We start from the raw sequence: 26,570 nt of genomic DNA, 5'->3' as shown, positions 1-26,570 counted from the left end.
TAAAATGCTCGTCGTTTTCTTGTTTATCTCTTCTATCCTACTCCTTATCATTAATGCCTTTATTGCTAAAAAGGTGAATTCAAATATTCAGTATCGTATTAGATTTAGCAAATCGGTTTTTGTGAGAATATTCAAATATGGGGTCTTTTCATGGTTCCAAATGATCATCAGTGCTCTGAATAACCAGGCAGATAAAATCATCATCGGTGCTTTGCTAGGATCCCATGTGCTGGGATATTATTCTGTCTGTATGCAGCTTGCGATGAAAATTCATGAAATTCCTGCAGCGGCGAGCGCATTTTTATTCGCGAAATTCAGCGCATTATATGAAGGTAAAAAGGTAAAAGAAATTAGAAAGATATATTTTAGGGCTTTTTTGTTTAAATCCATATTTATTGTTATTTCTTCTTCCATAGCTGTAGTTTTTGCTTATCCGATTCTCAGCGTATGGATCGATCCGGGATTCGCCAGTGAGCATGCGTTTTTATTTCGTGTACTTGTCATTTCTGTTGCGATCGGAGCCTTCAATGTTATTCCAAATTATTGTTTGAATGGAACGAATTATATTAAGCTAAATACCGTCTTATCGATGTCTACCTCTATAGCTATATTTTCATCAATCTTTGTCCTTACTCCTTATTTCGGAGATCTCTCAACAGGGATATCCAGATTAATAGGTATCCCGCTTGTCATATTCTCTATTGTCTATGTGCATAAGAGAATACTAACAATAAAATCAAATAAGCAGGGAGAAAATAAAATCCATGACATACTTACAGAAACAACACATGCCTAAACTATGGCCAATGATTCAAGGGAGATAGGTGGAAAAATGTGAGAATTCCTATGTTCATTGAAACAAGCGAGACGACATACCGCTATCCGAAAATTTCTATAAGCAAGCCACAGGTAAGAGGCATTTACCTGACTAGTATGTTTTTAGTCATAATTCTAACTATGATTGGCTTGCACTTTAAACTTTATCTAAAGACAGATTTATCGATGATTTATGCGTTATATATTTTGGTTGGAGTGTCCAATATTATGGTTACTTCCAGAGGGATCACATGGGATAAAATCGTGGGGTGGTCCTTTTTTGTTTATTCTATTGGAACTCCTTTGTATTTATTGACAAATGGAGGACTAGAGCGTTTCCTTGGTACGAAAATTTATTTTGACGAAGTTTACTCGTATGTTACGGTTTCTGAGTCGCTTTATTATAATATCCTATTTATCTGTTCCTTTTACTTTGCCTATTTTTTGTCTCCTGACAAAGCGAAAGAGGATTCCAAATTCCAAAATGCCACCAATAAGTTTAATTATTTTTATTCAAAATTATTTATACATTATTGGTTGCTTGCGTCAGCGGGACTATTTTTGCTCGGAATTTACAAAATTAATTATATGAATGCAATCGTGTCAGGCTACAGCCTGAAAAATCCAGGATATGTCTATTTATTTACAGCAGTGTTTGCCATCAATATCAGTATATTGATTTTGCTTCGAATGACCAACTTTCAGAAAAAGTACCTAGTGATCGCAGCTTTTTTTCACTTACTGCTCTTACCATTAGGGATCAGGCAGCTGACATTTACATTCATTATTCAACTGATCATGTTATACAAATTGACTCATTACCAATTCAGACTGAGGACAAGAGATATCGTAATTGGCCTGACGGGACTTGTCTTTTTTGGTTTCATTGGAATGTTTAGATCCGGTGGAGAGCAAACATTTTCATTTTTATCCTTAATCAAGTCACCTTTGCGTTTCTTCTTTTACGAAACGACGTTCAATTATGTAAGTTTTCTAAAATGCCTGAACTTGTTTAAAGAATACTCAATAAATTTTTTGTATGGGAAAACGATGCTGGATCCGATTATTGAAATAATACCTTCTTTTCTATTGAATGATAAAAACAGCTATCAGTTTTTTGAGCAATTTATCGCCAGATATTCATCTATTGAAAACTTGAAACCTGTTGGCACAGCCCATTTACTTACAGAGCTATTTGTAAATGGAGGTATATTCTTTATTTTTATTTTTTCGATAATCTTAGGCTTCGTGTCTAAATTCCTTAACCGTTCCATGTGGAAGGCCATTCATACTAATCATTTTATCGGTCAGATCCTATTTTCATCCATTATTCCTTTTGTCATTATTCAGCTGAATAGAGGGGGAATCTCCGTCCTCATCAAGCTATCTTTCCAATTCGCCATACTTCCTATCATTATTATCTATTTGTTTCGTAAGAGAACTGGTTCAACAAAAGCAAAAAATATAGGGTGAATGAGATGATAAAAACACTTTTACTTACTAATACAATTGCTCCTTATCGAATTCCTGTACTGAATAGATTAAAAGAACATAATGACATCGAATTAAAGGTATGGTATTTGGAAGAACGTGAAAAGAATCGGCAGTGGAATATTAATCACCAAGAAATTAATTATAACTATACTTGTTTGCCTGGAATTCACACTTATATCCAAAGGTTGGATATGGGGGTGCATATTAATCCAGGCATTTTTTTAGGCTTGTAAAGGAAAATCCGGACGTTATTATTACTTCAGGTTACGACTCTTTAGGCTACTGGTCAGCACTGTATTATAGCAAGATGTTCAGGAAGAAATTTATTGTTTGGTGGGGAAGCACTCTGGAAAGCAGCAGAGTCAATAATGGATTAGTCAATCGGGCAAGGAAACTTTTTTTTCATTCTGCGGACGCTTTTATTACGTACGGAACGGAATCAGCCAACTGCTTAAAGCATTACGGAGTCGAACAGGAAAAAATCGTGGTCGGTTACAACACGGTTGATATTCGATTTTTTAGAAACAAATACAAGGAGTATATAAATCGAGCAGATTCTGATTATAAAAAGCAGAATAAATTGAAGTTACTGTTTATAGGTCAGTTAATTGAACGAAAAGGATTAGTGCAAATCATCGATGCATTGAATTTACTTGGGGATTCCTCCTGGGAATTAAAGATTGTCGGGTCGGGTCCCGATGAACAAAAATTAGCCCAAAGGGTCAAGAACTATGGTTTACAAAGTCAGATCCATTTTGAGGGCTACAAACAAAAAGAAGAATTGACAGATTACCTTATTCAAAGCGACTGCTTGTTATTTCCTTCTTTGATCGAAGTATGGGGGCTTGTTGTGAATGAGGCCTTAGCTACAAACACTTTTGTGCTTGCATCCAAGTACGCTGGTGCTACGAAGGATATTATCATCAACCAACAGAACGGTCTGATTATTGACCCATTGGATGTTAATGACCTGTTACAGGCATTCCGGTGGTTAATGGACCATCAGGATTACGTACGCTCCCGATGGAAAATGAGTTTTCAGTTATGGAGAAAATTACACCCTCATTCCTATGCCAAGGCCGTTTCTGAAGCAATCAAAACAGCAATTTCATGAGGTGTTTGAAAATGATCAATATCCTTTACATTCAACCGTATGCCAGCCATGTCGGGGGCGTTGATACAGTCCTTCTTCAACTTGTTCAGGGACTGGATAAAAACAAGTATAAACCATATGTCGTTCTTCCTGGTCACAGTCCCTATGTAGAAAAGTATGAAGCCGCTGGAGCTACTGTGTTGTTCAGTGTTCTCGCTGTTTTTGGCAAGCCGACGGATCCGATGTATTTCGCTCGTAATTTCGTTAATTTATTTCGAAGTATTCGCTCTATCCGGCAGATTGCATCAAAGTACAACATTGATTTAATTCATTCTCATAAGATGGAACTGATTGGAGGCAACATAGCCGGTAAGCTGATGGGAATACCTACTTTACAAACCGTTCACGAGCTGCCTAGAAAACCGCTGATAGCTTATAAATTTGTTGGTTATTTGAATCATTGCTTTAATGACAAAGTCATTGTTTTATGTGACCGGAGCAAGACTATGTTCAAGTGGGGAAAGCAGCATTCTAGTAAGCTGATCAAAATTTATAACGGAATTCATGTGGAACAGTTAGCGGTTCACAACAAGACGGTTCATCCTTTAAAAAAGGAACTTGATTTAAAAGACCAGGATAAAATTATCATCACGGTTGCTCGTTTATCGCCAATGAAAGGAATAGAGTATCTGCTTAAGGCAGCTCATCTAACAAAAAAAACAGATCCATCGTTAAAGTATATTATCGTGGGAGATGTTGCTTTTGATTCCGACTTACATTACAAAGAGTCATTAATGAGCTTGGCAGATGAACTGGAACTGGATAATGTCTTCTTTCTGGGATTGCGCAGAGACATTCCTGAATTATTGTCGCAGGCGGATCTCTTTGTTTTGCCCTCCGTCTATGACATCTTCCCTACAGTAATCTTGGAAGCTATGGCTGCTTCGCTGCCTATTGTGGCTACTGATGTGGGTGGAGTCCCGGAGATGGTCACAACCGATATAGGGAAACTGGTCCCCGCAATGAACGGAGAAGCAATTGCTGATGCGATCATGGAAATTTTCAGCAAAGAAAATAAAGATGAACTTGGAATGAACAGCAGAAAACGTTTGATGAGAAGTTTTACCAGAGAGCATTATATTAAATCTACGGTCCAAGTGTATGACACATTGCTGCAAAATAAACCAATTTCTAATGGGAGCACGATTGTCCATGATCAGTAACCGTATTCGATTGGATCAATATCATCAAGAAGGGTATTCCAGAGGGAGAAGCGGTTGGTATGTGCTGCTTTGGTGGCTTGTTCAAGGAAGTCTTTTTCGTTTTTCTCTTCATCCGATGTATAAATGGCGAAATTTTCTGCTGCGCTTATTCGGTGCCCATATTGGTAAAGGTGTTCAAATCAGGGCTTCGGCCAAATTTACATACCCATGGAAAGTAAGCATCGGTGATTACTCATGGATTGGTGATCAGGTGGAATTTTACAGTTTGGATCGTATTGAAATTGGGGAGCACTGCGTTATATCACAGCGTTCCTATCTCTGCACAGGAACCCATGATATCCATGACCCTAAATTCGGTTTAATGACTAAGCCCGTAATAGTTAAGGATGGGGCTTGGGTAGCAAGTGACGTTTTTATTAATCCGGGCATCACTATCGGTGTTATGGCAGTAGTTGCCGCAAGAAGTACGGTTACTCGTGATGTGCCGGCAAATGAAATTCATGCGGGTACGCCTGCGCAATTTAAGAAATATAGATTTGATGAGAGTCGAGAAAAGAGACAATTGAAAGGGATTGGGCTATGAAACCTAAGATTGTTTTTGTGATTAATTATTTTTATCCGGATTATGCATCAACGGGGCAACTGTTAACCGAACTCTGTCTCCACATTCAAAAAGATTTTCACATTATTGTAATTGCGGCACAACCTGAAGATATGAACGCTGACAATTCATTAGGTACTCGATTCACGAATGATCGATTGCAGGATATTGAAATCATAAGAATTCGACTCCCTAAACAGGATAAAAAGAATAAATGGAGTAGGCTGCGATATATTGCCGCCTATTTTTTTTATGCGAACTTACTTGTTTTGAGACAAAGGAATATCAACATTTTGTACACCATTTCTACCCCGCCCATCCTTGGCGGATTCATCGGATCCATAGGCAAGTTTTTTAAACGGGCAAAGCATATTTATAATATTCAGGATTTTAATCCAGAACAGGCGGAAGCAGTAAGTTTTATGAAAAACAAATCGTTATATCGGATAGCCAAGTGGGTAGATACCTTAAATTGCAAATATGCAGACCATATTATTACGGTGGGTCATGATATGCAAGAAACCTTGTATAAAAGGTTTGCTAACCGGGCGATTACAGCAAATACAGTGATAAACAACTGGACGGATGAACAGGAAATTGTGCCTTTACCAAAAAAACATCCAAGAGTTCAAGAATTTATTCACACACACGGCTGGCAAAACAAATTTATCGTCATGTATTCCGGCAATATGGGACTCTACTACGACTTGGAAAATCTAATTCAGATAACAAAGGAATTAGCACACTTCGAGGATATGAAATTCGTTTTTATAGGCGATGGCGCTGTTAAGGCAGAAATGGAAGCATTCGTAAGCAGTAATCGGCTGAATAATGTGGCGTTTCTTCCTTTTCAATTGAAATCGGATCTAAAGTTTTCTTTAAATGCCGCAGACGTTCACCTCGTTGTCAATCAGAAGGGGATTAAGGGCGTATCGGTTCCTAGCAAAATCTATGGTGTTATGGCTGCAGGAAAACCGATTTTAGGCGTTTTGGAAGAGGGGAGCGAAGCCTGCCGACTAATTCAGGCAAGCGGTTGTGGGGTGGTCGCCGAGCCACAGGATTATACTGCTGTTACCAAGAAACTGACCTATCTGTATAAGCTCAAACGAGATGAACTGGCCGGAATGGGGATGAAAGGAAGGGAGTACTTGGATCAACACTTAAAGAGAGAGCAATCGTTGGATAAATACCGAAGCCTCTTATTGTCCATATAAGTAACTAAGAGATTCCCATTGATGGAGGGGTAGATATGAAACTCGTGCTGTTGTCAGGAGGATCCGGCAAGAGATTGTGGCCGTTATCGAACGATGCAAGATCCAAACAATTCCTTAAAGTGCTAGAGAATGAAAGCAATGAGATGGTATCCATGGTCCAAAGGGTATGGAGCCAGATTACAGCAAACGGATTATCCCATCAAAGTTATATTGCCACAAGCAAATCTCAAATTGAAATCATGCGGAGTCAAGTTGGAGAAGACGTTCCCCTGATCGTGGAGCCCGAACGGAGGGATACTTTTGCAGCGGTGTCTTTGTCCGCTTCCTATTTATATTCACAAGAGCTCGTTTCTTTAGATGAAGTAGTCGTTGTATTACCTGTAGATCCTTATGTAGAAAACCACTTTTTTAGTGCCGTAAAACAATTGGAATCTGTATTAAATAGTGCCAGAGCAGAGATTGCACTTATTGGCGTTAAACCGACTTATCCGTCATCCAAATATGGTTACATTATTCCATCACTTAGAAAACATGAAATTGACAGTGTGTATTTGCCGGTCAGCCACTTTCATGAAAAGCCAACAGAAGAGGCAGCCGAACTGCTAATGAGCCAAGGCGCGCTTTGGAATTGCGGTGTTTTTGCATTCAAGCTCGGCTACATGATCGACTTGCTGGAACGAAAAGGACTGCCGGTCCGATTTGAAGAATTGTCGCGGGAATACTACAAAATTCCCAAAATCAGTTTTGATTATGAAGTGCTGGAGAAGGCGGCCAATATAGTTGTTATTCCCTATAAGGGGTATTGGAAGGACCTTGGTACCTGGAATACGCTAACGGAAGAAATGAAGAATAGACAGATTGGCAAAGGGGATTATGAGTGATGATTGCGATAATACCCATCTCATCAATGAGATTGATATTCCTGTTTCGATATTAGGATTATCCAATGTGGTCGTAGCCGTTAGTCCGGACGGGATACTGGTAACGGATAAGAGCGCAAGTCCCAAATAAAAAACTACGTTAACTTTGATCAGGGCCCCATGTATGAAGAGAGGCAGTGGGGGTGGATTCGGATTTTGGATGATCAATACTATGAAGATGGGCGCTGTGTTAGCACGAAACGGGTCAGCATCCAAAAAGGAAAGAACCTAAGTTACCGGATGCAGGTCGGTCGCGAAGAGGTATGGACTATTGTTAAAGGTAAAGGGGAATTTATTCAAAATGGAAATTATATGGAAGTAAGTGCCGGCAATGTTCTTCATATTCCGATGAAGACACTTCACAGTATCAGAGCTTTGACGGAGCTCGAAATCATTGTGGTGCAAAGCGGAATGAAACAGGAGCCTAATCAGATTATAGAGCTTTATCAAAACTGGAACGAAATTGCAGAGCACTGTATAAAGGTTTGAATTGGCTCAAATATGCTTTAGCAACTGAGGGGAGTTGGGATTATGAGATTAACCGTCATTGGAACTGGTTATGTCGGCCTGGTGTCCGGCGTCTGTTTTTCAGAACTTGGCAATGACGTAGTTTGCGTCGATAAGGTGAGCGCCAAAATCGATATGTTGAATAAGGGTCGGATACCAATTTTTGAACCTGGCCTTGAAGAGTTAGTCCAAAAAAATAAAAATGAGGGCAGACTTCGCTTCACAACCGATTTAACTGGAGCAGTTCATGACTCGGATATTATATTTATTGCGGTTGGCACGCCTTCGCTCCCAAGCGGTGAAGCCGACTTAAGCTTTATTGAACAAGCTGCGGAGGAAATCGGGAGATCCATGAATGGTTTCAAGGTTGTAGTGACTAAAAGCACTGTCCCTGTGGGAACGAATGAGAAAATACGAAACATAATTCAACAGCACACAACATGCTTGTTCGAAGTTGCTTCGGTTCCGGAATTTTTGCGTGAAGGAACCGCTGTTCAGGACACACTGTACCCGGACAGAATCATAATTGGAACTTCTAATGATACGGCAAGAAAATGGTTGATCAAACTGCACACACCTTTGACGGATAACATTATTGTTACTGATATTCGAAGCGCCGAGATGATTAAATATGCTTCGAATGCTTTCCTGGCTACAAAAATTTCATTCATAAATGAAATTGCTAATATTTGCGAAAAGGTAGGAGCCGATGTAACGCAGGTGGCTTTTGGAATGGGCAGCGACAAGCGAATCGGTCCTTCATTTTTAAATGCAGGGATTGGCTACGGGGGATCCTGCTTTCCGAAAGATACCCAAGCATTGATTCAAATAGCTGGACAGATGGACTATGACTTCAAACTTTTAAAGTCTGTCGTCGAGGTGAATCGTGATCAAAGATTCAATATGATACGAAAATTAGAGGCTATTCTGGGGGACTTGCGGGGTAAAACAATTGCGATTTGGGGATTGGCTTTTAAGCCGGAAACCGATGACGTAAGGGATGCTCCTGCTTTTGAAATCATATCAGCGCTGTTGCGTAAAGGAGCCGTCGTACGGGCTTATGACCCGATTGCAACGGATAATTTCAAGAATCATTTTCAAGGGGCAGTTGAATATTGTGTCAGCGCCCAGAAAGCCGCCTGGCATGCCGATGCACTGTGTATTCTCACAGAATGGAAAGAATTTTGCGATACATCCCCGTCGGTGATTCAATCTTGGTTAAAGCAGCCGAACCTTATTGACGGCAGAAACATTTATAGTGAAGAGGACCTAGCCGGAACGGAACTTAATTACTATTCCATCGGACGGCCGAACATGAACAAGGGTGTAAGAGTCAACGATCCCGTATTATTGCAGTGATTTTATAGTAATTTATTATTTTAATCTTGTGAGGTTAAATACCATGCTTATTCAGCCCATTGATGATTTTGGCCAAACCAATGAATTGAAGTTTATGCTGCTATTACTAAAAAGAAAAGAGACAATGCCGGAATACTTAAGAGGGCATGTCTCTCAAATCGATTGGGATGCTTTTTTGGACCTCGTTATTCATCATAGGGTGTATCCGCTTATCTACCTCAGAATTAAAAATATGGGAGAAGATCTAATCCCTGAGAGGGTTACCTCGAATCTTCATAAACTGTACAAAAATAATACGATAATGATGATGCAGTTAACCCGGGAAATGTGTGAAATTTGCAGGACATTAACAGAAAGCGGTATTCGGACATTACAATTGAAAGGCCCCATCTTGGCTTTGCAACTATATGGTGAATTATCTTACCGTACATCTAAAGATTTGGACTTATTAATTGACGGGTCCGATGTCGCTAAAACAACTGCAATATTACATCAACTCGGCTATCAGTCGGATCAAACAGACCAGTTTATATTTTGGGAGAAGAAATCACATCATATGTTCTTTTTTTCATCCGGAAAAGTCAATACAAGTCGAAATTCATTGGCGTCTCAACCCCAATATCATAAGCTCTCCTTCATTTGAAGAACTGTGGCGCAGAAAAGGAACGATAACCGTATATAATCAAGAATTTCATCATTTGGGAAATGAAAATCTGCTTGCTTATCTCGCGGATCACGGTGCCAGACATGGATGGTCCCGACTGCGCTGGCTATTGGATGTCGAGCGGCTCGTAAATGATCATCAGATTGAAAAAGAGGGATTAACCGACTACTTTAAACGTTATGGGGGAGAAGTATATGTGCAACAGGCGGTTTGGTTATGCGAAACGTTACTAGGTTCAAATCTTCGATTAAAGCAGTTTTTGCCGAATGAAGCTAACCGAAAATCAGTTGAACTGGCTGAGCTAGCTCTTACTGGTATTCAGTATGGTCCTAACATGTCTGACAAATATATGGCAAAGTATAAACGCAATATTCATTCTGCAATGACTCCTAAACAGAAGGCGCTGCTGTTGGTGAAGAAATTGCTCCCCAGTTCTCTCGATGCAGAAGTGCTGCCGATTGCCAAGCCGTTTTTCTTTCTGTATATTCCGCTTCGTCCTTTTCTGTGGTTCTGGCGTTTAATGAAAAGAACTTAATGATCCAATGTTATAAATCGAGGCCGAGTAACGGGGTGAACGTGATTCCTGCTGCATTTATGCTTCCAGGACATTTAAATACGATTGTGACTTTGGTATTCGTTGAAGATTTAGCTTGATCCGTAGTCCCTGTTTCACCTGTTCCCCAATGTACGGAGATGATATCGCAGTTTTCTGAAAAATGAAGTCCGCCTGGAATAGAATCTTTAGTGAAAAATTGCAAACGTTTGACTACGCCTGTTCCGTCGCTACCGCCAACGCAAGTCACTAGTGCTGTAGAGATGCATTTGTAACCGGTATCGTTAGATGATCCCGGTGCTGTAGTTACTGCAAGCATAGCGAATCCTAATTGTCGCTGCTGATCTGTTCGACTTCCATTAAGTTGTTCAATGTCAATGGTAACCATCGCGTCATGAGAAGAAGTTGCCTTGGGGATGAGCTGTCTTTCACTGAATCCAAACGTACGTTTAAATCGCCGATTACCTGATGAAAAGAACCGTTCTAATCTAGGATCTAGCCTTTTCAATCCCCACGCTTGATATACAGAATCATCTAAATCGATTGAAATATATGGAGAGTAAGGAATTTGGTCTGGACTGAATGATGGAGCGCAAGAAATAATCCCGTTTAGTAAATCAGTAAATCCTACTGAATTTTTTATGCTTATTCTGTTTGGGATATTGAACAAGATAATGGACGAATCCCTAGTCCCCGATGACGAATAGAGAATGGAATTCGTAATGGAGATGATGTTGCCTTCGTTATTACTGAGATTCAGCACAGGAGGCATGAAATTATAAACAATGGGATATCCTCCTCCGCCTTCACCACCAAAACGGGCACCGTCAATAAATAAGCCGCTATGTTGACCAGAATCTTCATGGCAATCAATCCATCTAGGGTTGGCATTTTGTTGAGGAGAAAGTGATACGAAAACTCCCCCCCTAATGTTCAAATAGCCATCGTTATATATGGCTGCGCCATCCGACCCATCATGAGTAATCCAACAATCGTTCATTGATGCCATATCGCAAAAGTTTCTTAACATGACAGACGTTTTCCACGATCTGCATTGAGACAACGTTAATATCGTACTTCGGCTTTCCGAAAAACTTCCTGTATCGACGCCTACTCTACACATATGAAAATAAAGCCCTGTTAGATGAATTGTTGATACGTCCACATTATTGGTTGTTAAATAAAGTGCTGTTTTATAACCTACAAAGGTTATATTTTCAGCCCTGAATTGAGTTGCCTGACTCGCAGCATTAATGCAGTCAAAAGAATTATTGCCTGGATTAGCGATCAAGTAGGTCTGGCCTTCTGACTCCAGATAGATATTTTTGTAAACGGTGATCGGAGAGCTAGTAACATATTGAGAGGGGCCAAATACAATCGAAACCGCATTCCCGTAATATGCACTGCCTCCAACAAAATTGCTCCCTTGAATCTGTTTGCGGGCATAATCGATAGCGCGTTGAATTCTATGGGTATCATCAACCTCTGAATCTGTCCTAGGAAAATCGTCAACATATACCTTGGTCATTTGTATCCCTCTCCTTTTAACAATCCCTTTGATACCCAAAATGTATGTCACAAATATTATATTGATTTATCGGTGACAGTTGCTCTGGGGATACACCCCATTTTTAAAGAAATTCAAATGTATACATAATGGAACAATATTTGATATAATGATACATAATGTAACTTAAAATGTGCAAGGGGGCCATCTCTTGAATACTAAAATGGCTAAGTTAGATCAATTTATCCAGCAATCCCCCGGCTATCTCGTCAGCGACATGGATGGGGAGAAAGTCATGCTGAGTATCGAGACCGGAAAGTATTACAACCTGGGGCAGATCGGCGGGCGGATCTGGGAGCTGATTGCTGCGCCGACCAGCCTGACGGATCTGGTGGGCCAATTGGTCGAAGAGTATGATATCGGGCCGGAAGCGTGCGAGCAGCAGGTGCATCCGTTTCTGAACAAGCTTGCGGCCGAAGGGCTGATCCAGGTGAGAAGCGGGCATGAGCTGGAGTAGGCAGCTGCGCGCTTTTGTCCGTTTTCCATGGGCCCAGAAGACGATGTATGCCGAAGCCTACGTGCTCCTGGCATGGGGAAGAGTGCTGAAGGCACTACCGTTCGCCAAAGTCGCCCCTTCCCTGGGGAGCTATATGAAGGAGACTCCGGAGGAGGAGCTTGGCCGGCAGGAACTGCTGACCATCCGCCAAGTCTCCAAAGCCGTTCACGGGATGAGCCGGTACACGTGGTGGGAGAGCCAATGCCTGGTCAAGGCGATCGCCGCCATGAAAATGCTGGAGCGCCGCGGCCTGTCGAGCACGCTGTATTTGGGAAGCGGCAGGGACGAGCAGGGGCGGCTGGCGGCTCACGCCTGGCTGCGCTGCGGGTCGTACATCGTGACGGGAAGGGAAGGACACGAGAAGTATACGGTTGTGGGCATTTTCGGCAACGGAGCGGCAGCAGACCGAGAGGCCGGGCTCATGACGCGGCAATCCGGATAAGGAGCTACGTACAATGAAGGATTTATTCTACTATATTCGCAAAATCCAGTGGGTCGCCGGAGGCAAACTGTACCTGAACATGTCCATGACCCTTCTCATCAGCCTATTGGACGGCATCGGCATGTATTTGATCGTCCCGCTGCTGGGCATGATCGGCCTGCTGCAAATGGATTCGGGGAGCTTGCCGTTTTTGGCCCCGCTTATCGGGCTGATCCATTCCTGGTCCCTGCAGCTAAGCCTGCCGCTGGTCCTGGCGGCCTATGTCCTCATCTTGGGTGGACAAGCGCTGCTGCAGCGAAGCCAGACCCTCCTGAACGCAAGGATTATTCAATCCTTTATCCGGACGCTGCGGACCGAGACGTATGAAGGGCTGCTGCGGGCCAAGTGGGAGTTTTACCTGCGCAAACGCCGATCGGATTTCAACCACGTGATGTCCAACGAGCTGGGGCGGGTCAATTACGGCACGACTTTGTTTTTGCAGATGGTGACGTCGCTGATTTTTACCGTGCTTCAGATTGCCCTGGCCCTGTGGCTGTCGCCGGCATTGACTGTGATGGTGCTTGTCAGCGGGGGAGTGCTTGCTCTGTTTGCACGGCGGTTTGTACGCAGGTCCAAGCGGATCGGCGAGGAGACCACTGAGCTGTCCAAGCATTATTTTGCAGGAATCAGCGACCATTTCGGAGGCATTAAAGATATCAAAAGCAACCGGCTGGAGGCGTCCCACATCCATTGGTTCCGTAAGCTGACCGATCAAATGGAGCATAACTTCCTCGAGTTCGGCCGGGTGAACTCCATGTCGCAGGTTATTTACCGCCTGTCCTCCGTCGTGCTGATCGCGGCATTTATGTACGTGGCGATCGCGGTACTGCATACTCCCCCGGAGCAGCTGATTACGGTTGTGCTCATTTTTACCCGGCTGTGGCCGAGGTTTATCGGCATTCAGTCGAATATGGAGCAGCTCAGCTCGAATCTGCCGGCGTTTCATGACATGCGAAAGCTGCAGCAGGAATACGAAGCCGAGCAGGAGCTGATCAGCCCGGAAGAAGTAGGGGCTTCGAAGCTTGCCTTGGTAGACGGAATCAGCTGCACCGATGTCAGCTACCGGTACAACCCCAAGGAGCCGCAATACGCGCTGCGCGATATCCATGTCCATATTCCGGCTAACCGCATGACTGCCATCGTCGGCAAATCCGGCGCCGGGAAAAGCACGTTAGTCGACCTGCTGATGGGGCTAATCCATCCCGAAGAGGGAGAAGTGCGGGCGGACAGCGTTTCGCTCCAGCGTGAACGCCAGCTGCTGGCGCTGCGCGGCTCGATCGGATACGTAGCGCAGGATCCGTTCCTGTTCAACGAGAGCATCCGCTACAATTTGCAGCTGGTGGACCCCAATGCGCAGGATGACGATCTATGGCAGGCGCTGGAGTTCTCGGCCTCGGCCGAGTTCGTCCGCAAGCTGCCGCAGGGATTGGACACGGTCATCGGGGACCGGGGCGTTCGCTTGTCGGGCGGAGAGCGCCAGCGGCTGGTGCTGGCCCGCGCGATTTTGAAGCGGCCGAGCATCCTTGTCCTGGACGAAGCGACAAGCGCACTCGACAGCGAAAATGAGCTTCTGATCCAGCAGGCGTTGGAACGCCTCAAAGGAAGCATGACGATGATCGTGATCGCCCACCGGCTGTCCACCATCCGGAACGCGGACCATGTGATCGTGATGGAGCAGGGCAAGGTGATTCAGCAGGGCGGTTATTTGCAGCTGTCGCAGGAGAGCAAAGGTTCCTTCAGCAAGCTGCTGAGCTACCAGAGCGGAGCTCAAATGCAGGTGTGATTCGGATGAAAAGCAGCCCCCGGGAGGCGTTCGCGCTTCTGCGGGGGCTGCTGTTTTATTTCATGCGAGATGGTTTCGAACGGAACCGCATGCATACTCCTTTTCTTCATGAACGTATATTGGATAGGATTTTATCGATATTAGCCTTGTTTATGCTCGCTGCTTAACAGGTCATACAACAGATTCGATAAAGGTGCGGGGGCCCCGCCCGCTGTGACGCTTGTTTAAAAATGCCCACGTCCTTTAACGGAATATGGCTTTGAGTAAAGAGATGATCCATGTTCTCGGCAGCCATCTGGCCGTAACGCTTATAAATCGGGGCGTTAAACAGCGTTTGGGTCAGCATATCCATCACGGGCTTGGGATCGCCACCGCTCTTTTCGACCATCGAGAGAGCTTCCCGAATGGTGTACACGGCGGAAGTAATCATGAAGTTTCCAACCAGTTTCACTTGATTCGCTGCCCCGGCTTTTTCACCAAAATCGAAAATATTCAGCCCTCCCATAGCCTCCAACACCGGGCGAACGCGTTCTTTAGCCTGCTGCGGCCCAGCCACGGGGATGGAGAGCTGACGTGCTGCCGCGGCCTCCGGGACTCCTATCGTGCTCATTGAGATATCGAATCCCCCCTTTGCCAAGCTTCTCTAAAAAGCCATCGCTCATGACGATGCTCTCCACGGACGCATCATCCCACAAAATGGTGACGACGATTCCCCCAGCGGCAACGGCCTCGTCGGGTCTGGATGCCAGCCGGGCGCCTTGGGCAATCAAAGGTTCGGCTTTGCTGGCCGTCCTGTTATGCACCACCAAAGGATACCCTGCATCGAGGAGATTGTTAGCCAGCGGCATACCTAGGCTGCCAAGTCCGATAAATCCGATCGTCTCGTTCATCATGTTTATCCTCCTTGAAATGTGAATGTTATAAACATTACGTTAACGTCATGTTTGTGGTAAAAAAAATTAATGCTGCTCTGCGTCCTTGAGCCATTGCTCAAAGCGGTCGATATGGGTCAGCAAATCGGTCCGGAACTGTTGTAACCCCTCGATCTTCTGATCCGTCTCTGCGAGGTGCTGCTTCAAAATGCCGAGCACTTTCTGTTTAGGTTGTACACCACTGGGGTCCATGAAATAGAGGTCGATCACGTCCCGTATTTCCTCCAAGCTGAGCCCAAGCTTCTTTAATTGGTCGATTTTGCGTAGCCGGGCAACGGTCTCATCTGTATAGTAATGCTGCCCATTGCCTTCACGCTCGCCTGGAGGGATCAGCCCCATTTTTTCGTAATATCGAACCGTTCGCTGAGTAACCCCCGCTCGTTCCGATAAATCCCCTATGCGCATGCGATCCTTCATATCTTGCCCTCCAAACATGACGTTAACGTCGTGTTTATAAAATATCATCTTAATCCGGCTTTGTAAAGCGCGTACGCATATTTTGCCGGCTGCATTCTGTGCGGTGTTGAGCAAAATGATCGCAAAACAACCGCAAAATAGGTCACAGGTTGCCTTTAACGGCCCATGAGACACCAAAGCTTATTCGTTCAGTCTTTATAAAAAAGAAACAGGTTCTGCTTTGGACAACACAGCCCCCGCATTATACAATGAAGAAAACATCTTTCGAAATAACCTGACAGAAGACAGACCGCGTTTGGCGGGTTCGTTTTCTTGGGAAGTCAGAATACAGGCGTCCATTTTGATGCTTACTGATTTCGTTAGGAGAAAAGATACAGGCGAGGGGAGAGTGCAGGATGAATTCCATGCAAACGGATCCGTTTATACGAAATAATCGGGAGGCCGAGATCGCGTCCAGGTCCGAGCGGCTTGCGGCGGTATTTGCGGAGAGGGCTGCGGAACATGATCGGGAAGGATCGTTCCCGTTTGAAAATTTTGCTGACCTGAAGGAGTCGGGTTATTTAAAGCTGACGGTGCCGGCGGAGTTTGGCGGTGAGGAAGCGTCGTTGTACGAAATGATCCTTGCCCAGGAACGGTTGGGAAAAGGGGACGGCTCGACGACGCTCGCGGTCGGCTGGCATGTGAGCCAGGTACTGCAGATGCGCATCGGCCAGTCGTGGCCGCGCGAGCTGTATGCCGACTTCTGCAGGCAAATCGTCCATGATGGGGCGATGATTAACCAGTTTGCCAGCGAACCGTCGACCGGCAGTCCGAGCCGGGGCGGCCGTCCGGGAACGAAAGCGGAGCGTACGGAAGGGGGCTGGCTGCTGACTGGCCGCAAAACGTTCAGCTCGCTCATCCCGGTGCTGGATCAGTTTACGGTCACTGCATTTGTGGAGGAAGAAGACAAGACCGGAACGTTTTTGGTGCGGAAGGGTCCAGGTGTCAGCATTGACGAAACGTGGAATACGATGGGCATGCGGGCGACCGGCAGCCACGACCTGGTGATGGAAGAGGTGTTCGTTCCGGACGGGGAACGGATCGATAGTGAGGATCCTTTAGGAGGACAGCCGGCAGGTAAGATGTCCGATCACGGAGGGGCGCTGCTGCATATCCCGGCATGTTATATCGGCATCGCCTGGGCTGCCCGGGATTTTGCGGTGCGTTACGCCGCCAATTACCGGCCAAACAGCCTGCCGGGGCCCATTGCCGACCTGCCGCATATTCAGCAGAAGATCGGGGAGATGGAGTCCGAGCTGATCACCGCCCGCACGCTCATGTACAGTGTGGCGGACCGCTGGGACCGCCACCCGGAGCTGCGGCCGGGCATGAGGCCCGATCTCGGGCTCGTGAAGACGACGGCGACCCATGCGGCCCTGCGCATCGTCGATCTGGCGATGCGGATTGTGGGCGGGGCCAGCCTGTCGCGCCAGCTTCCGCTGGAGCGGATGTACCGCGACGTGCGGGCGGGTCTGCACAACCCGCCGATGGACGATACGGTCACATCGATGCTCGCCCGCCGGGCGATCGCGGACGTATCCGGGGCCGGAGAAGGGAGTACCGGAACCAACCGGTAGGATCGGTTCGTAGGCTCATGCCCGTAGAATCGGCCCGTAGGCTCATGCTCGGAGGATCGCAGGACTTCGAAACAGCATAAAAGGCAGCCGGAATGATTCCGGCTGCCTTTTTCTTTTTTAAAGATAATGTACTTCTACCCTCTAATGAACGGCAACGGCAATGGGTGCTCTCCTCGATTTGAGGGGGCACCGGGTGATACGGAGCCGTTTCCGCAATATACGTCTATGTCTCAAGCAAGATCTCTCCGGTACGGGACAGATCATACCCTGCGATGCTCTGCAGCTCGCGGCGGAACTCCTCCGAACGCAAAATGCCCATCAGCGACTCGATCCAAGGCATATTTTCCGCCGATTTGAGCACAACCAGGTCGTAGCGTTCCTCGATCAGCGGGATAAAATCAACGCCGCCTACGATTGCTGCCGCCTTTTCGATGCCAACCCCGACATCAGCCTCCCCGGCGGCTACCGTGCCGGCGACCGCAATATGGTTGGTCTGCTCCTCGCCGTAGCCCAGCAGCTGATCCCGCCGGATCCCGTGCAGCCGCAGCTGTTCATCGAGCAGAACGCGGGCACCCGACCCTTTTTCGCGGTTGACGAGCCGCAGCCCCGTGCGGGACAGATCGGCCCAGCCTTTCAGCCCAAGGGGATTCCCCTTTTGGACATAGAGTCCCGCCTTTCGCGATAGCAGGTTGACGACCAGATACGGAAAGCCGACTAAAATCCGCTTAATGTACGGCAAATTGTATTCGCCGGTATCGCCGTCGAGCAGATGGGTGCTCACGATGTCGGACTCTCCGCGGTACATCGCAATCAGGCTGTCCAGACTCCCGACATATGCGCGGAGAGGACGGATGCCGGGCGTTTGCTTTTTCCATATGCTTAACGAGAATGTCAAGGCTGATATCCTGCCCCGTAATGACTACCGAACGGGTTCCACCGGCTCCGACAGCGGCAGGTTGAAAGGAAACCGGCTCCGCCGGAGCCGGGCGGTGTTCGGCCGCCTGAAGTCCTTTAGCCCTTTGCTTGTAGGCTTCCAAATCCGCGGCATCGACGCGCATTTGCTTGCCCACCCGATACGAAGGCAGCTCGCCTTTTTTGATCAGGTCGTAGACGGTGAGCTTGGATATTTTCAGGAGCTTGGCAATCTCCTCGGTCGTATACGAAATGTCGCTGGACATGAGCTTCCTCCTTGTACGTTGTATGTTTCGCTGAACGTTTCGTTATATGTTATCTTTCCTTGTATATGGCTTAGGTCTGAACCCTGTGAACATAGTGTCTTCTATTGTATCACACCCGGATGTGAAAATTGTGCAAACCGTATTTACAACCTCGCGGCCTACTGGATATAATTAATTATATCTAATTATAACTAAATATAACGATTAAGGATTGGAGATTACGGATGATCAAAAGGGGTATGAAACCAGGTGTTTGGCTGATCCTCACCGTCGCCCTTATTCTGATGCTGGCAGGCTGCGGATCGAATTCCGGTTCGGCTGCAGAGTTGAAAACGGCCGACTCAGGAGCCGCTACGGAAACTTCAAACGGGGAGGCTGCTCAGCAGGTAGATCTGACCATCTCCGCTGCGGCCAGCATGACGGATGCGCTGCAGGAGATTCAACAAGCGTACGAGGCGGAGCATGCGAACGTCAAACTGAACTTTAACTTCGGCGCTTCGGGGGCGCTGCAGCAGCAGATCGAGCAGGGCGCACCGGCGGATCTGTTCCTGTCGGCTGCCGTGAAGAACATGAAAGCGCTGGAGGACAAGCAGCTCATCGATTCTTCGCATGAGAAAGACCTTCTCGCCAATGAGCTTGTGGCCGTGGTGAACGCCAAAGAACCGGCCCAAGTCTCGGGCATGGAGGACCTGAAAGGAACCGGCTTGAAAAAAATCGCCATCGGCATTCCGGAAAGCGTTCCGGCAGGGAACTACGCCAAGGAAGCACTGACGAACGCCAAGCTGTGGGACACGCTCCAGCCGAAGCTGGTGCAGGCCAAGGATGTGCGGCAGGTGCTGCAGTACGTGGAAACTGGCAATGCGGATGCGGGTTTTGTGTATAAAACGGATGCATTGACTTCGGATCAGGTCAAAGTGGCGTTTACTGTCGACCCGTCTGCCTATACGCCGATCGTTTACCCGGTCGGAATCGTTAAGGCGACGAAGCACAGCCAGGAGGCGGTGGATTTTTACGAGTACCTCCAGACGGATTCGGCATTGGAAACTTTTAAAAATACGGATTTTCCGTGCCGCAGCAGGGTTAACAGATGATGGACTGGCAGGCGTTTTGGGATCCGGTCAGACTGTCCTTACAGGTTGCCCTGCTCTCGAGTCTGATCGTGATCATCCTGGGTACGGGAGCTGCCTGGTGGATGGCCAGGCATCATTTCCCGGGAAAAATCGTTCTGGAGACGCTGTTCATGCTGCCGCTGGTCCTGCCGCCGACCGTGGTGGGGTTTCTGCTGCTGATGCTGCTCGGCCGCCGCAGTTGGGTGGGGCAGCTGATCGAATGGCTGTGGGATGCGCCGATTATTTTTTCCTGGTGGGCCGCTGTTGTGGCGACCATCGTCGTCGCATTCCCGCTCGTGTATCAGACGATGAAGAACGGCTTTGCCGCCGCTGATCCGGATCTGGAAAAGGCAGCCCGCTCCGACGGGGCTGGGGAGTGGAGGGTGTTCCGTTCCATTACGCTGCCGCTCACTTATTCCTCGCTGCTGACTGCGCTCGTGCTCGGGTTTGCGCGCGCGCTCGGCGAGTTCGGCGCTACGCTTATGGTTGCCGGGAACATTCCCGGCAAGACACAGACGGTGCCGACGGCTATTTACGTGGCGGTCGACGCCGGCAACATGCCGATGGCCTGGGCGTGGACGCTGGCGATCGTCGCGATGTCTTTTGTCATGCTGCTGCTGACTGGAAGGAAAGCACCGGGAGCGGAGCGGCCGCGAGCGGGCACAGAGGTATCGAGGGAAAGCCGAGGATAACGGGGGAGAATTAATTTCGGGGCCGGTTAGATGAGATTAACTGGATAAGGGCTATAGCGGAGCTTGTGTTGCAAATAACTGCAGAAATGCAGTTATTTTTTCTTTATGTGGCAAATGGTGATCGCCGGAACGTCAGACCTCGAATAAATAGCTGCAAAAAGTGCACTTGTTTTCCGGCGAACTAGCTGCATTATTGGCGCTTATTTACTGTATTGTCTTAAAAAATGGTAAACATGATGCCAAGACAGAATAGAAGAGCGGACAACAGATACAGCAGCAATTTTAGCAGCCACCAGGGAAAGTGTTTGAACACCAGCCCTGCAATGAAGCTGAAAATGGTGCTTGCTACATTACCGGCAATCGTATCGGTAACTGGCCATAAGCTCATCACATCGGTTACAATGCCTTTTGCCTGACCTCGTTTAATATTCAGTGCTGATATGAACACCATACATGCAGCCGCCCACACCAGAATCAGAATGAAAATCCTCCACCACTCCATATAAACTCTCCTATTAAACTCCTGATGATAAACTCTTCTATAAACTTTACAGCAAATAATCTATCCTCTCAGGATATAGACTAACATCTCTTCCCTACTTAATAAGCACAGCTGTAATTCATACTTCGTTTCTTTGTTCCAGAGGCCATTTTACCAGCATGTCATCATCTAGCAAACAGGAATAAAGTGGATACATGTCTTGTGTTACCCGTCAATTCCAGGCTCAGCCCTGCCCGAATAGGAATAATCCAATGCGTTCTATAAATTTAACACTCCGAAAACGCTCCGATCACACTATGAACATACAATAGGAGGAAATACATAGTTGGAGGATTCGCATGTCATACTTTAGTCTCAATCATTCCCGGATCAAAAAAGCAATGCTCGCTGCTCTGGCAGCGCTTTTGGTATATCCGGCTGCATCCGGCGCGGGATGGGGCGGAACGGTTGCCCACGCCGAGGAAAGCGGCACCTCGCAAAGCGGCTCCGTACAGGGTACGACTGGACTGACGGACGATACAGCTGCGGGCCAGATACCGACCGCGCCTGCTGGCGATACAACGGGCAGTCAGGTACCGGCCGCGCCTTCAGGCGATCCAGCCGGCAGTCAAGAGCCTGCTGACGGCGGCGGCTCGCCGCAAAGCCCGGATGACGCAGAAGTCATTGCGCCCGTGCCCAATCCAACCGGGCAGGAGCAGGTGGAAATGGCGGCTGCAAACGAAGCAGCTATCCTCGCGGACAAGCCTGTCGTCATCAGCAAAATCTTCGGCGGAGGCAGCCAGAATAGCGACGCGCTATACAAATACGATTTTGTCGAGCTTTTTAATCCGGCGGATACCGATGTGAATTTGGAAGGATGGTCCTTGCAATATGCTGCAAGCTCCGCCAAGACGGACAGCCCTTCCTGGCAGGTGACTCCGCTTCACGGAACCATTCCCGCCAAGGGATACTATTTGATCCAGGAGGGTGGAAAATCGACGCTTCTAGGCCCGGATCTGCCAGCGCCGGACGACACGGGAAATATCGACATGGATAACAAGGACGGAAAGGTTGCTCTCGTGGCCGATACGGTGGAACTCACGGTCCTGAATCCATCCAGTCCGGCTGTATCTTCGGTGGTGGACTTTGTGGGTTATGGGGCGGCTCCGAGTTACGAAGGATCTGGTGCCGCACCGACGCCTTCGGCACAGAAGACGCTCGTTCGTAAAGCGGAGGATCCTATTCTGGGCACCGGCGTGCCAAGCGTCATCGGAAGCGACGCGGAGCTGTACGGGAACGGCTGGAATACCCACGACAACAAATCCGATTTCGATATCGCCACATTGGGGACGTTTGCCCCCCATAACGCATCCGACTTAACGCCGCTTTCCGTCCATGCCGATGCGGACAAGCATACCATCAGGATGGCTTCCGAGCGGGACATCAGCCCAGCGGATGCGCAGTTCGCGGTAAGCGTGGTCACAGGGACGCTGAAGTCTGGAGAGCTGGATCCTCAGGACTATGAAGTGAGTGGACTGCCTGCCGGCCTGAGCGTCACTCATGCGGAAGCCGATCCGCAGTCCCATCAAGTGATGTTTACGGTCGGCGGTACAGCCGAGGCGGACGTTACCTCCAGTGTCGAGCTGAATGTCGTGATCCGCAAAACGGCCGTTACTGGCGGGGCCTATAACGATTCACGGACCGAGAACGGAATTACGCTGGAGAACCATACGCTGCAAATTATCGGGGACGTGGTCTCGAATACGCTCGGCATGACAGAACCTTTGACTGCTGCCGGATCTTTTGCGATCCGAATCAGGTCGGGAGCCGCAAAGGAAGGGCCTCTTGCGGACACCGATTATGCCGTTACCGGTCTGCCGGAAGGACTTCAGATTCAGGCGGCAGGCGATACCGCATCCAATCAGATTGTCTTTACGGTTAGCGGGACAGCGGCGGAGCCGGTGATCGAGCCCGTGCAGCTGACGGTTGTTCTTAAGGCCTCCGCGGTTATGACAGAAGGGGCGCTTGACTCCGAACCGTTCACTGGAATCGTGCTGGATCGGTATAGGACGCCTGTTCAGGCGGGTGAACAGCGCAGGGCAGAACTTACAAACCGGATCAAAGAGAGCAATGCATATTATGACGATCCGGAAACCAAGGCCTATAAGTATGGAACGGATGGGATGGCGGCATCCGATGCAGCTTTTTACCGCGGCGCCCCTTATTTGATGTATGAGGATTTGGGCACGGCGATCAAGATTCCGGAAGGATGGAAGAAGCTGCAGAACGTGAAAACCTGGATCGGTGGAGATGCGCACATCGCCAATGTGGGCTTCTACGACGACAAGTACGGCAGCATCATTTTTGACTTGAACGATTTTGACGGAGCCTATATCGCTCCTTTCTACCTGGATCTGCTCCGTATGACTTCGAGCCTCTATCTCACGCGTGATTCGGAAAAGCTCGCCCTGTCGGACGGCGAAATCCGGAGCATGGCGGCGGATATGCTGGAGGAGTACATGCAGACGCTGCAATCGCTGATCGGCAATGACAGCAAAATTACGGATGCCTCCAAACTGGACATGAACCATGTGAGCGACGGATTCACGAAAACGATCATGACCAAGCTGGCCAAAAAGACCCAGCTCGATCAGCTGATCAAGTGGACTGTGCCAACGGCTGACGGCAAGCATTCTACCGGTGTGCTTAACGTTGCCGGCAAACCCGACAAATATAGGGCAGCGAGCGAATCCGAGCGGGCGGAAGTCGAACAGAACTGGCAGAAGTACGTAGACTCGCTCGAGCCGGGTTTCGTTCAGACCAGCCTGGCGTTAAACCCGGATTATTTTAAAATCAAGGACGTCGCAGTCCGCATTTACCAAGGGCTCGGCAGCATCGGCAGCCAGAGGTACAACGTGCTGATCGAAGGGCCGACATCAAGTCACGATGACGATTTTCTTCTGGACGTGAAACAATCCTTTAAACCGGATATGTTCAACAACGCCGAGGAGGCACTGGTTGATCCATATGATGCCTATCCTGGCGGAGACGGTGCCAAAGTGAAGACGGCTTATGCGAAGTTATCGCTCGACCCCGAGCCTTTCCTGGGCTATTTCAACAGCAGCAATAAATCATTCTTCGTGCACAAAATCTCTCCTTATAAAGGCGATTATGAGGATGCTTCGGGAGGCACATTCAAGACGAAAGAAAGTCTTGCTGACTACGTCGGATATATGGCCAAGGCTTACGCTTATGCGCATGCCCGGTCATCGGAATACCCGGGTGATACGTTTGAAACAAGCGTCATCAGTCAGGTCTATGACGGCGGGGATTGGACTGCGTTTGAGACGACGCTGCTGAACCTCGGCGAAGATTACTACCGGCAGGTGGCGTCGGATTACGAGCTGATGAAGTCCGATCTGATCGGCGGGAAATTGATCGATGTCGCCGGGCTTGCCGATCTGGCGCTGAAAGGGGCTTGCCGATCTGGCGCTGAAAGGCGTATCCTTATCTCCTGCTTTCGGCCGGGACAAGCTGGAGTACACCGCTACAGTGGACCCAGGCGTGGCGTCGATTGAATTAACGGTTTCCGCCCTCGACAGCAAGGCGTCCATCAACATCAATGGGGAGCTTTATTCCGCTGGTGCGCCGAAAACGATCAGCCTGAAGCCGGGGACAAACCAGATTGACGTCATCGTGATGGCCCGGGACGGTGTAACGACCAAAACGTATACCGTTCTGATCCGGCGCCAGGAATCCGGCGGCAGTGATGGCGGCGGCAATGGAAACAGCGGTAATGGCGGCAATGGCAGCAATGGCGGTGAGGCCGGAAACGGCGGCGGAAGCACCGGAAACGGCAGCAGTGGGAACTCGGCAAATGGCGGAAGCCCCGGCTCCAATGGGGCCGGCACCGGCACAGGGCCGACAAACGGGGCACACACGCTCGTTATGGACGCGGCCCAGTTCCAACAGGCACTATCCGATGCGCAATCGCATCCATCGGCCAATCAACAGCTCGAATTCGACCTGAAAGGCCGTGGGGAGCAGGGAGTGCAGCTTCAACTGCCGCTTGATGAGCTGCTGTCCGCTTCGAAGACGTTCCCCAATTTGACGCTAGCCTTGAATACCGATAAGATGACCTATCGACTGCCGATGCAGGGGATTGATTTCGAAGGACTTGCCAAAGGAGTTGAACGGGGGGAAAGCCGGCGCGGGTACGTTTAACATCCGCATTGAGCCGAACTTGAAGACAGAATGGCAGACAAAGCTGGGAGCGGCTCAATTGGAGCCGGTGACGTCTCCGCTCAGGGTTGAGTTTTTTGCCGAAGCAGGCGGTAAGCAGACGAAAATTCGCCAGCGCGGGTATGCGGTATTGTCCATTCCTTATGAAGCAAACCGTTCCGAAAACGGTCTGCTTGTTGTGAACATCCAATCGGATGGGACGATGGTTTATGTACCGGCTGTCTTTAAGGACGGCAAAGCGCTTGTGCACAGTATGGAAACCGGAACTTACGCGGTCGTCTATGCCAAGCCGCTGACTTTTGCGGACCTATCCGGGCACTGGGCGAAAAGCGATATCGAGCTGCTTGCGGGCAAGCGGATCGTACAGGGAATGACAGCTCAGGCATTCTCCCCGGACCGGCAGATGTCGCGAGCGGAGCTGACAGCGCTGTTCTCCAAGGCGTTCGCGCTGCCGGGCGATCCGGCATCCGCAAGCTTTAGCGATGTGCCGGCAGGGGCCTGGTTCGCGGGAGCGGTTCAGGCTGCTTCCAAGGCGGGGATCGTCGCGGGCTTCCCCGGTGGAGACTTCAAGCCGGACGAAGCGGTCACCCGGGAGCAGATGGCCGTGATGATGGCCAAAGCCGCAGAGCTTGCCGGTGCGCCGCTTCAAGCATCGCCTGCAGGCCGGACGACAAGCGCCGCATTTAAGGATGCGGAAGGAGTCAGCGGCTACGCACAGGCTGCGGTAGAGGCATGCCTTAACGCCGGAATTATCCAAGGCAATCCGGACGGCAGCCTCTCGCCGCTAGCACCTGTGACGCGGGCACAGGCTGCAGTGATGGTTAAGCGTCTGCTGAAAACCGTCGGCTTCCTGAACTAATGAAACCATGCCCGTGTTTTGCATACAAAAAAGGCTGTCCCCACGCCAAATTGGCGGGGACAGCCTTTTGTCATATTAAACGACAACGTCATACCTAAGCATTCATGTTATACCTGGCCAGTAACTTACACCTGCTCAATAATCAGCGGCACGACTTTACCGGCGTTGACGTCGATCAGCCCGTGATCGGTGATTTTGAGGTATGGGCTCACCGGCAGGGAATGCGTGGCGATCGACATGATCGGGTTGTAGTGCTTGTACCCGAGCTCTTCC

24 protein-coding genes and 3 pseudogenes are annotated in these 26,570 nt (G+C 48.4%); 20 read left to right on the top strand and 7 right to left on the bottom strand.

The window, feature by feature from the left end; translation table 11 throughout:
* From CPT76_RS01390 to CPT76_RS01345, 11 genes and pseudogenes are all read left to right on the top strand, one after another.
* On the top strand, positions 1-796 hold a 796-nt coding region (locus CPT76_RS01390; RefSeq protein WP_181152648.1), incomplete at its 5' end, for a lipopolysaccharide biosynthesis protein.
* A 38-nt stretch (positions 797-834) separates the two neighbouring features.
* Positions 835-2,289, top strand: a complete 1,455-nt coding sequence (locus CPT76_RS01385; protein WP_105441690.1) for an O-antigen polysaccharide polymerase Wzy — start codon at positions 835-837, stop codon at positions 2,287-2,289.
* Between the two features lie 5 nt (positions 2,290-2,294).
* Positions 2,295-2,543 carry a hypothetical protein gene (locus CPT76_RS36500; RefSeq protein ID WP_146116115.1) on the top strand — a complete coding sequence of 83 codons (249 nt, stop codon included), beginning with the start codon at positions 2,295-2,297 and terminating at the stop codon, positions 2,541-2,543.
* 251 nt (positions 2,544-2,794) lie between these two features.
* A complete protein-coding gene (locus CPT76_RS01380; RefSeq protein ID WP_181152647.1) occupies positions 2,795-3,424 on the top strand; it encodes a glycosyltransferase family 4 protein in 630 nt (209 codons plus the stop codon).
* 11 nt (positions 3,425-3,435) lie between these two features.
* Positions 3,436-4,626 carry a glycosyltransferase gene (locus tag CPT76_RS01375; protein ID WP_105441688.1) on the top strand — a complete coding sequence of 397 codons (1,191 nt, stop codon included), beginning with the start codon at positions 3,436-3,438 and terminating at the stop codon, positions 4,624-4,626.
* Positions 4,616-5,209 carry a WcaF family extracellular polysaccharide biosynthesis acetyltransferase gene (locus tag CPT76_RS01370; RefSeq protein WP_105441687.1) on the top strand — a complete coding sequence of 198 codons (594 nt, stop codon included), beginning with the start codon at positions 4,616-4,618 and terminating at the stop codon, positions 5,207-5,209. The genes CPT76_RS01375 and CPT76_RS01370 overlap by 11 nt, the downstream gene beginning before the upstream one ends.
* Positions 5,206-6,441 carry a glycosyltransferase family 4 protein gene (locus CPT76_RS01365; RefSeq protein ID WP_105441686.1) on the top strand — a complete coding sequence of 412 codons (1,236 nt, stop codon included), beginning with the start codon at positions 5,206-5,208 and terminating at the stop codon, positions 6,439-6,441. Before CPT76_RS01370 ends, CPT76_RS01365 begins: the two co-directional genes overlap by 4 nt.
* 35 nt (positions 6,442-6,476) lie before the next feature.
* Positions 6,477-7,850, top strand: a pseudogene (locus CPT76_RS01360) (sugar phosphate nucleotidyltransferase).
* Between the two features lie 42 nt (positions 7,851-7,892).
* On the top strand, positions 7,893-9,227 hold the full coding sequence (locus tag CPT76_RS01355; protein WP_105441685.1) for a UDP-glucose dehydrogenase family protein: 1,335 nt from the start codon (positions 7,893-7,895) through the stop codon (positions 9,225-9,227).
* A gap of 43 nt (positions 9,228-9,270) precedes the next feature.
* Positions 9,271-9,870 (top strand): nucleotidyltransferase family protein, encoded by a 600-nt coding sequence (locus CPT76_RS01350; RefSeq protein ID WP_105441684.1) that lies wholly within the window; start codon positions 9,271-9,273, stop codon positions 9,868-9,870.
* Positions 9,779-10,426 (top strand): nucleotidyltransferase family protein, encoded by a 648-nt coding sequence (locus CPT76_RS01345; RefSeq protein ID WP_258168026.1) that lies wholly within the window; start codon positions 9,779-9,781, stop codon positions 10,424-10,426. Before CPT76_RS01350 ends, CPT76_RS01345 begins: the two co-directional genes overlap by 92 nt.
* Before the next feature lie 10 nt (positions 10,427-10,436).
* On the opposite strand, the gene CPT76_RS36495 is transcribed toward CPT76_RS01345, so the two are convergent.
* A complete protein-coding gene (locus CPT76_RS36495) occupies positions 10,437-11,972 on the bottom strand; it encodes a hypothetical protein (protein WP_146116114.1) in 1,536 nt (511 codons plus the stop codon).
* 202 nt (positions 11,973-12,174) lie between these two features.
* On the opposite strand from CPT76_RS36495, the gene CPT76_RS01335 reads away from it, so the two are divergent.
* From CPT76_RS01335 to CPT76_RS01325, 3 genes are read left to right on the top strand one after another with little or no spacing between them, the layout of a single operon-like run.
* Complete coding sequence (locus CPT76_RS01335; protein ID WP_105441681.1) at positions 12,175-12,468, top strand: lasso peptide biosynthesis PqqD family chaperone; 294 nt, start codon at positions 12,175-12,177, stop codon at positions 12,466-12,468.
* On the top strand, positions 12,455-12,949 hold the full coding sequence (locus tag CPT76_RS01330) for a lasso peptide biosynthesis B2 protein (protein WP_105441680.1): 495 nt from the start codon (positions 12,455-12,457) through the stop codon (positions 12,947-12,949). Before CPT76_RS01335 ends, CPT76_RS01330 begins: the two co-directional genes overlap by 14 nt.
* A 13-nt stretch (positions 12,950-12,962) precedes the next feature.
* Complete coding sequence (locus tag CPT76_RS01325; RefSeq protein ID WP_105441679.1) at positions 12,963-14,771, top strand: ABC transporter ATP-binding protein; 1,809 nt, start codon at positions 12,963-12,965, stop codon at positions 14,769-14,771.
* A 163-nt stretch (positions 14,772-14,934) separates the two neighbouring features.
* Here the strand turns inward: CPT76_RS01325 and CPT76_RS38690 are convergent, their stop codons facing one another.
* The 3 genes from CPT76_RS38690 to CPT76_RS01315 all read right to left on the bottom strand — a co-directional run bounded on the left by CPT76_RS38690 (position 14,935) and on the right by CPT76_RS01315 (position 16,120).
* On the bottom strand, positions 14,935-15,381 hold the full coding sequence (locus tag CPT76_RS38690) for an NAD-binding protein (protein WP_258167966.1): 447 nt from the start codon (positions 15,379-15,381) through the stop codon (positions 14,935-14,937).
* The gene (locus tag CPT76_RS38685) at positions 15,305-15,664 is read right to left on the bottom strand and encodes an NAD(P)-binding domain-containing protein (protein WP_258167965.1); all 360 of its coding nucleotides are present in this window, start codon (positions 15,662-15,664) and stop codon (positions 15,305-15,307) included. Before CPT76_RS38685 ends, CPT76_RS38690 begins: the two co-directional genes overlap by 77 nt.
* 66 nt (positions 15,665-15,730) lie before the next feature.
* A complete protein-coding gene (locus CPT76_RS01315; RefSeq protein ID WP_076170364.1) occupies positions 15,731-16,120 on the bottom strand; it encodes a MerR family transcriptional regulator in 390 nt (129 codons plus the stop codon).
* A 395-nt stretch (positions 16,121-16,515) separates the two neighbouring features.
* On the opposite strand from CPT76_RS01315, the gene CPT76_RS01310 reads away from it, so the two are divergent.
* Positions 16,516-17,736: an acyl-CoA dehydrogenase family protein gene (locus CPT76_RS01310; RefSeq protein ID WP_105441678.1), complete on the top strand. Its 1,221-nt coding sequence runs from the start codon at positions 16,516-16,518 to the stop codon at positions 17,734-17,736.
* 223 nt (positions 17,737-17,959) lie between these two features.
* Here the strand turns inward: CPT76_RS01310 and CPT76_RS01305 are convergent.
* Positions 17,960-18,914 (bottom strand): annotated as a pseudogene (locus tag CPT76_RS01305) (substrate-binding domain-containing protein).
* Positions 18,915-19,141: 227 nt separating this feature from the next.
* On the opposite strand from CPT76_RS01305, the pseudogene modA reads away from it, so the two are divergent.
* Positions 19,142-19,998 (top strand): annotated as a pseudogene (modA, locus tag CPT76_RS01300) (molybdate ABC transporter substrate-binding protein).
* Between the two features lie 3 nt (positions 19,999-20,001).
* Positions 20,002-20,715: a molybdate ABC transporter permease subunit gene (gene modB / locus CPT76_RS01295; protein ID WP_105441676.1), complete on the top strand. Its 714-nt coding sequence runs from the start codon at positions 20,002-20,004 to the stop codon at positions 20,713-20,715.
* Between the two features lie 217 nt (positions 20,716-20,932).
* Here the strand turns inward: modB and CPT76_RS01290 are convergent, their stop codons facing one another.
* Entirely contained in the window at positions 20,933-21,217 is a 285-nt protein-coding gene (locus CPT76_RS01290; RefSeq protein ID WP_105441675.1) for a hypothetical protein, read from the bottom strand.
* 338 nt (positions 21,218-21,555) lie between these two features.
* On the opposite strand from CPT76_RS01290, the gene CPT76_RS01285 reads away from it, so the two are divergent.
* Genes CPT76_RS01285 through CPT76_RS01275 form a run of 3 tightly spaced genes read left to right on the top strand, consistent with a single transcriptional unit; the run spans position 21,556 to position 26,297 of the window.
* Complete coding sequence (locus tag CPT76_RS01285) at positions 21,556-24,774, top strand: DUF2252 family protein (RefSeq protein WP_105441674.1); 3,219 nt, start codon at positions 21,556-21,558, stop codon at positions 24,772-24,774.
* The gene (locus CPT76_RS01280) at positions 24,749-25,420 is read left to right on the top strand and encodes a cadherin-like beta sandwich domain-containing protein (RefSeq protein WP_105441673.1); all 672 of its coding nucleotides are present in this window, start codon (positions 24,749-24,751) and stop codon (positions 25,418-25,420) included. The genes CPT76_RS01285 and CPT76_RS01280 overlap by 26 nt, the downstream gene beginning before the upstream one ends.
* Positions 25,386-26,297: an S-layer homology domain-containing protein gene (locus CPT76_RS01275; RefSeq protein ID WP_105441672.1), complete on the top strand. Its 912-nt coding sequence runs from the start codon at positions 25,386-25,388 to the stop codon at positions 26,295-26,297. The genes CPT76_RS01280 and CPT76_RS01275 overlap by 35 nt, the downstream gene beginning before the upstream one ends.
* A gap of 125 nt (positions 26,298-26,422) precedes the next feature.
* Here the strand turns inward: CPT76_RS01275 and CPT76_RS41800 are convergent.
* Positions 26,423-26,570: adenine deaminase C-terminal domain-containing protein (locus tag CPT76_RS41800; RefSeq protein ID WP_181152646.1), on the bottom strand; the 148-nt coding region annotated here is incomplete at its 5' end.

Source organism: Paenibacillus sp. AR247 (genome assembly GCF_002968895.1).
Classification (GTDB): domain Bacteria; phylum Bacillota; class Bacilli; order Paenibacillales; family Paenibacillaceae; genus Paenibacillus_AQ; species Paenibacillus_AQ favisporus.
This window is presented reverse-complemented; position numbering and strand designations above follow the sequence as displayed.

What these genes read in the sequence shown, in the direction of transcription:
- CPT76_RS01290 (WP_105441675.1), bottom strand. Translation starts at nt 21,217, where the DNA reads ATGGAGTGGTGGAGGATTTTCATTCTGATTCTGGTGTGGGCGGCTGCA.
- CPT76_RS01325 (WP_105441679.1), top strand. Translation starts at nt 12,963, where the DNA reads ATGAAGGATTTATTCTACTATATTCGCAAAATCCAGTGGGTCGCCGGA.
- CPT76_RS01365 (WP_105441686.1), top strand. Translation starts at nt 5,206, where the DNA reads ATGAAACCTAAGATTGTTTTTGTGATTAATTATTTTTATCCGGATTAT.
- CPT76_RS01285 (WP_105441674.1), top strand. Translation starts at nt 21,556, where the DNA reads ATGTCATACTTTAGTCTCAATCATTCCCGGATCAAAAAAGCAATGCTC.
- modB (WP_105441676.1), top strand. Translation starts at nt 20,002, where the DNA reads ATGATGGACTGGCAGGCGTTTTGGGATCCGGTCAGACTGTCCTTACAG.
- CPT76_RS01375 (WP_105441688.1), top strand. Translation starts at nt 3,436, where the DNA reads ATGATCAATATCCTTTACATTCAACCGTATGCCAGCCATGTCGGGGGC.
- CPT76_RS36495 (WP_146116114.1), bottom strand. Translation starts at nt 11,972, where the DNA reads ATGACCAAGGTATATGTTGACGATTTTCCTAGGACAGATTCAGAGGTT.
- CPT76_RS01315 (WP_076170364.1), bottom strand. Translation starts at nt 16,120, where the DNA reads ATGAAGGATCGCATGCGCATAGGGGATTTATCGGAACGAGCGGGGGTT.
- CPT76_RS01350 (WP_105441684.1), top strand. Translation starts at nt 9,271, where the DNA reads ATGCTTATTCAGCCCATTGATGATTTTGGCCAAACCAATGAATTGAAG.
- CPT76_RS36500 (WP_146116115.1), top strand. Translation starts at nt 2,295, where the DNA reads ATGATAAAAACACTTTTACTTACTAATACAATTGCTCCTTATCGAATT.
- CPT76_RS01330 (WP_105441680.1), top strand. Translation starts at nt 12,455, where the DNA reads ATGAGCTGGAGTAGGCAGCTGCGCGCTTTTGTCCGTTTTCCATGGGCC.
- CPT76_RS38685 (WP_258167965.1), bottom strand. Translation starts at nt 15,664, where the DNA reads ATGATGAACGAGACGATCGGATTTATCGGACTTGGCAGCCTAGGTATG.
- CPT76_RS01310 (WP_105441678.1), top strand. Translation starts at nt 16,516, where the DNA reads ATGAATTCCATGCAAACGGATCCGTTTATACGAAATAATCGGGAGGCC.
- CPT76_RS38690 (WP_258167966.1), bottom strand. Translation starts at nt 15,381, where the DNA reads ATGAGCACGATAGGAGTCCCGGAGGCCGCGGCAGCACGTCAGCTCTCC.
- CPT76_RS01335 (WP_105441681.1), top strand. Translation starts at nt 12,175, where the DNA reads ATGGCTAAGTTAGATCAATTTATCCAGCAATCCCCCGGCTATCTCGTC.
- CPT76_RS01370 (WP_105441687.1), top strand. Translation starts at nt 4,616, where the DNA reads ATGATCAGTAACCGTATTCGATTGGATCAATATCATCAAGAAGGGTAT.
- CPT76_RS01355 (WP_105441685.1), top strand. Translation starts at nt 7,893, where the DNA reads ATGAGATTAACCGTCATTGGAACTGGTTATGTCGGCCTGGTGTCCGGC.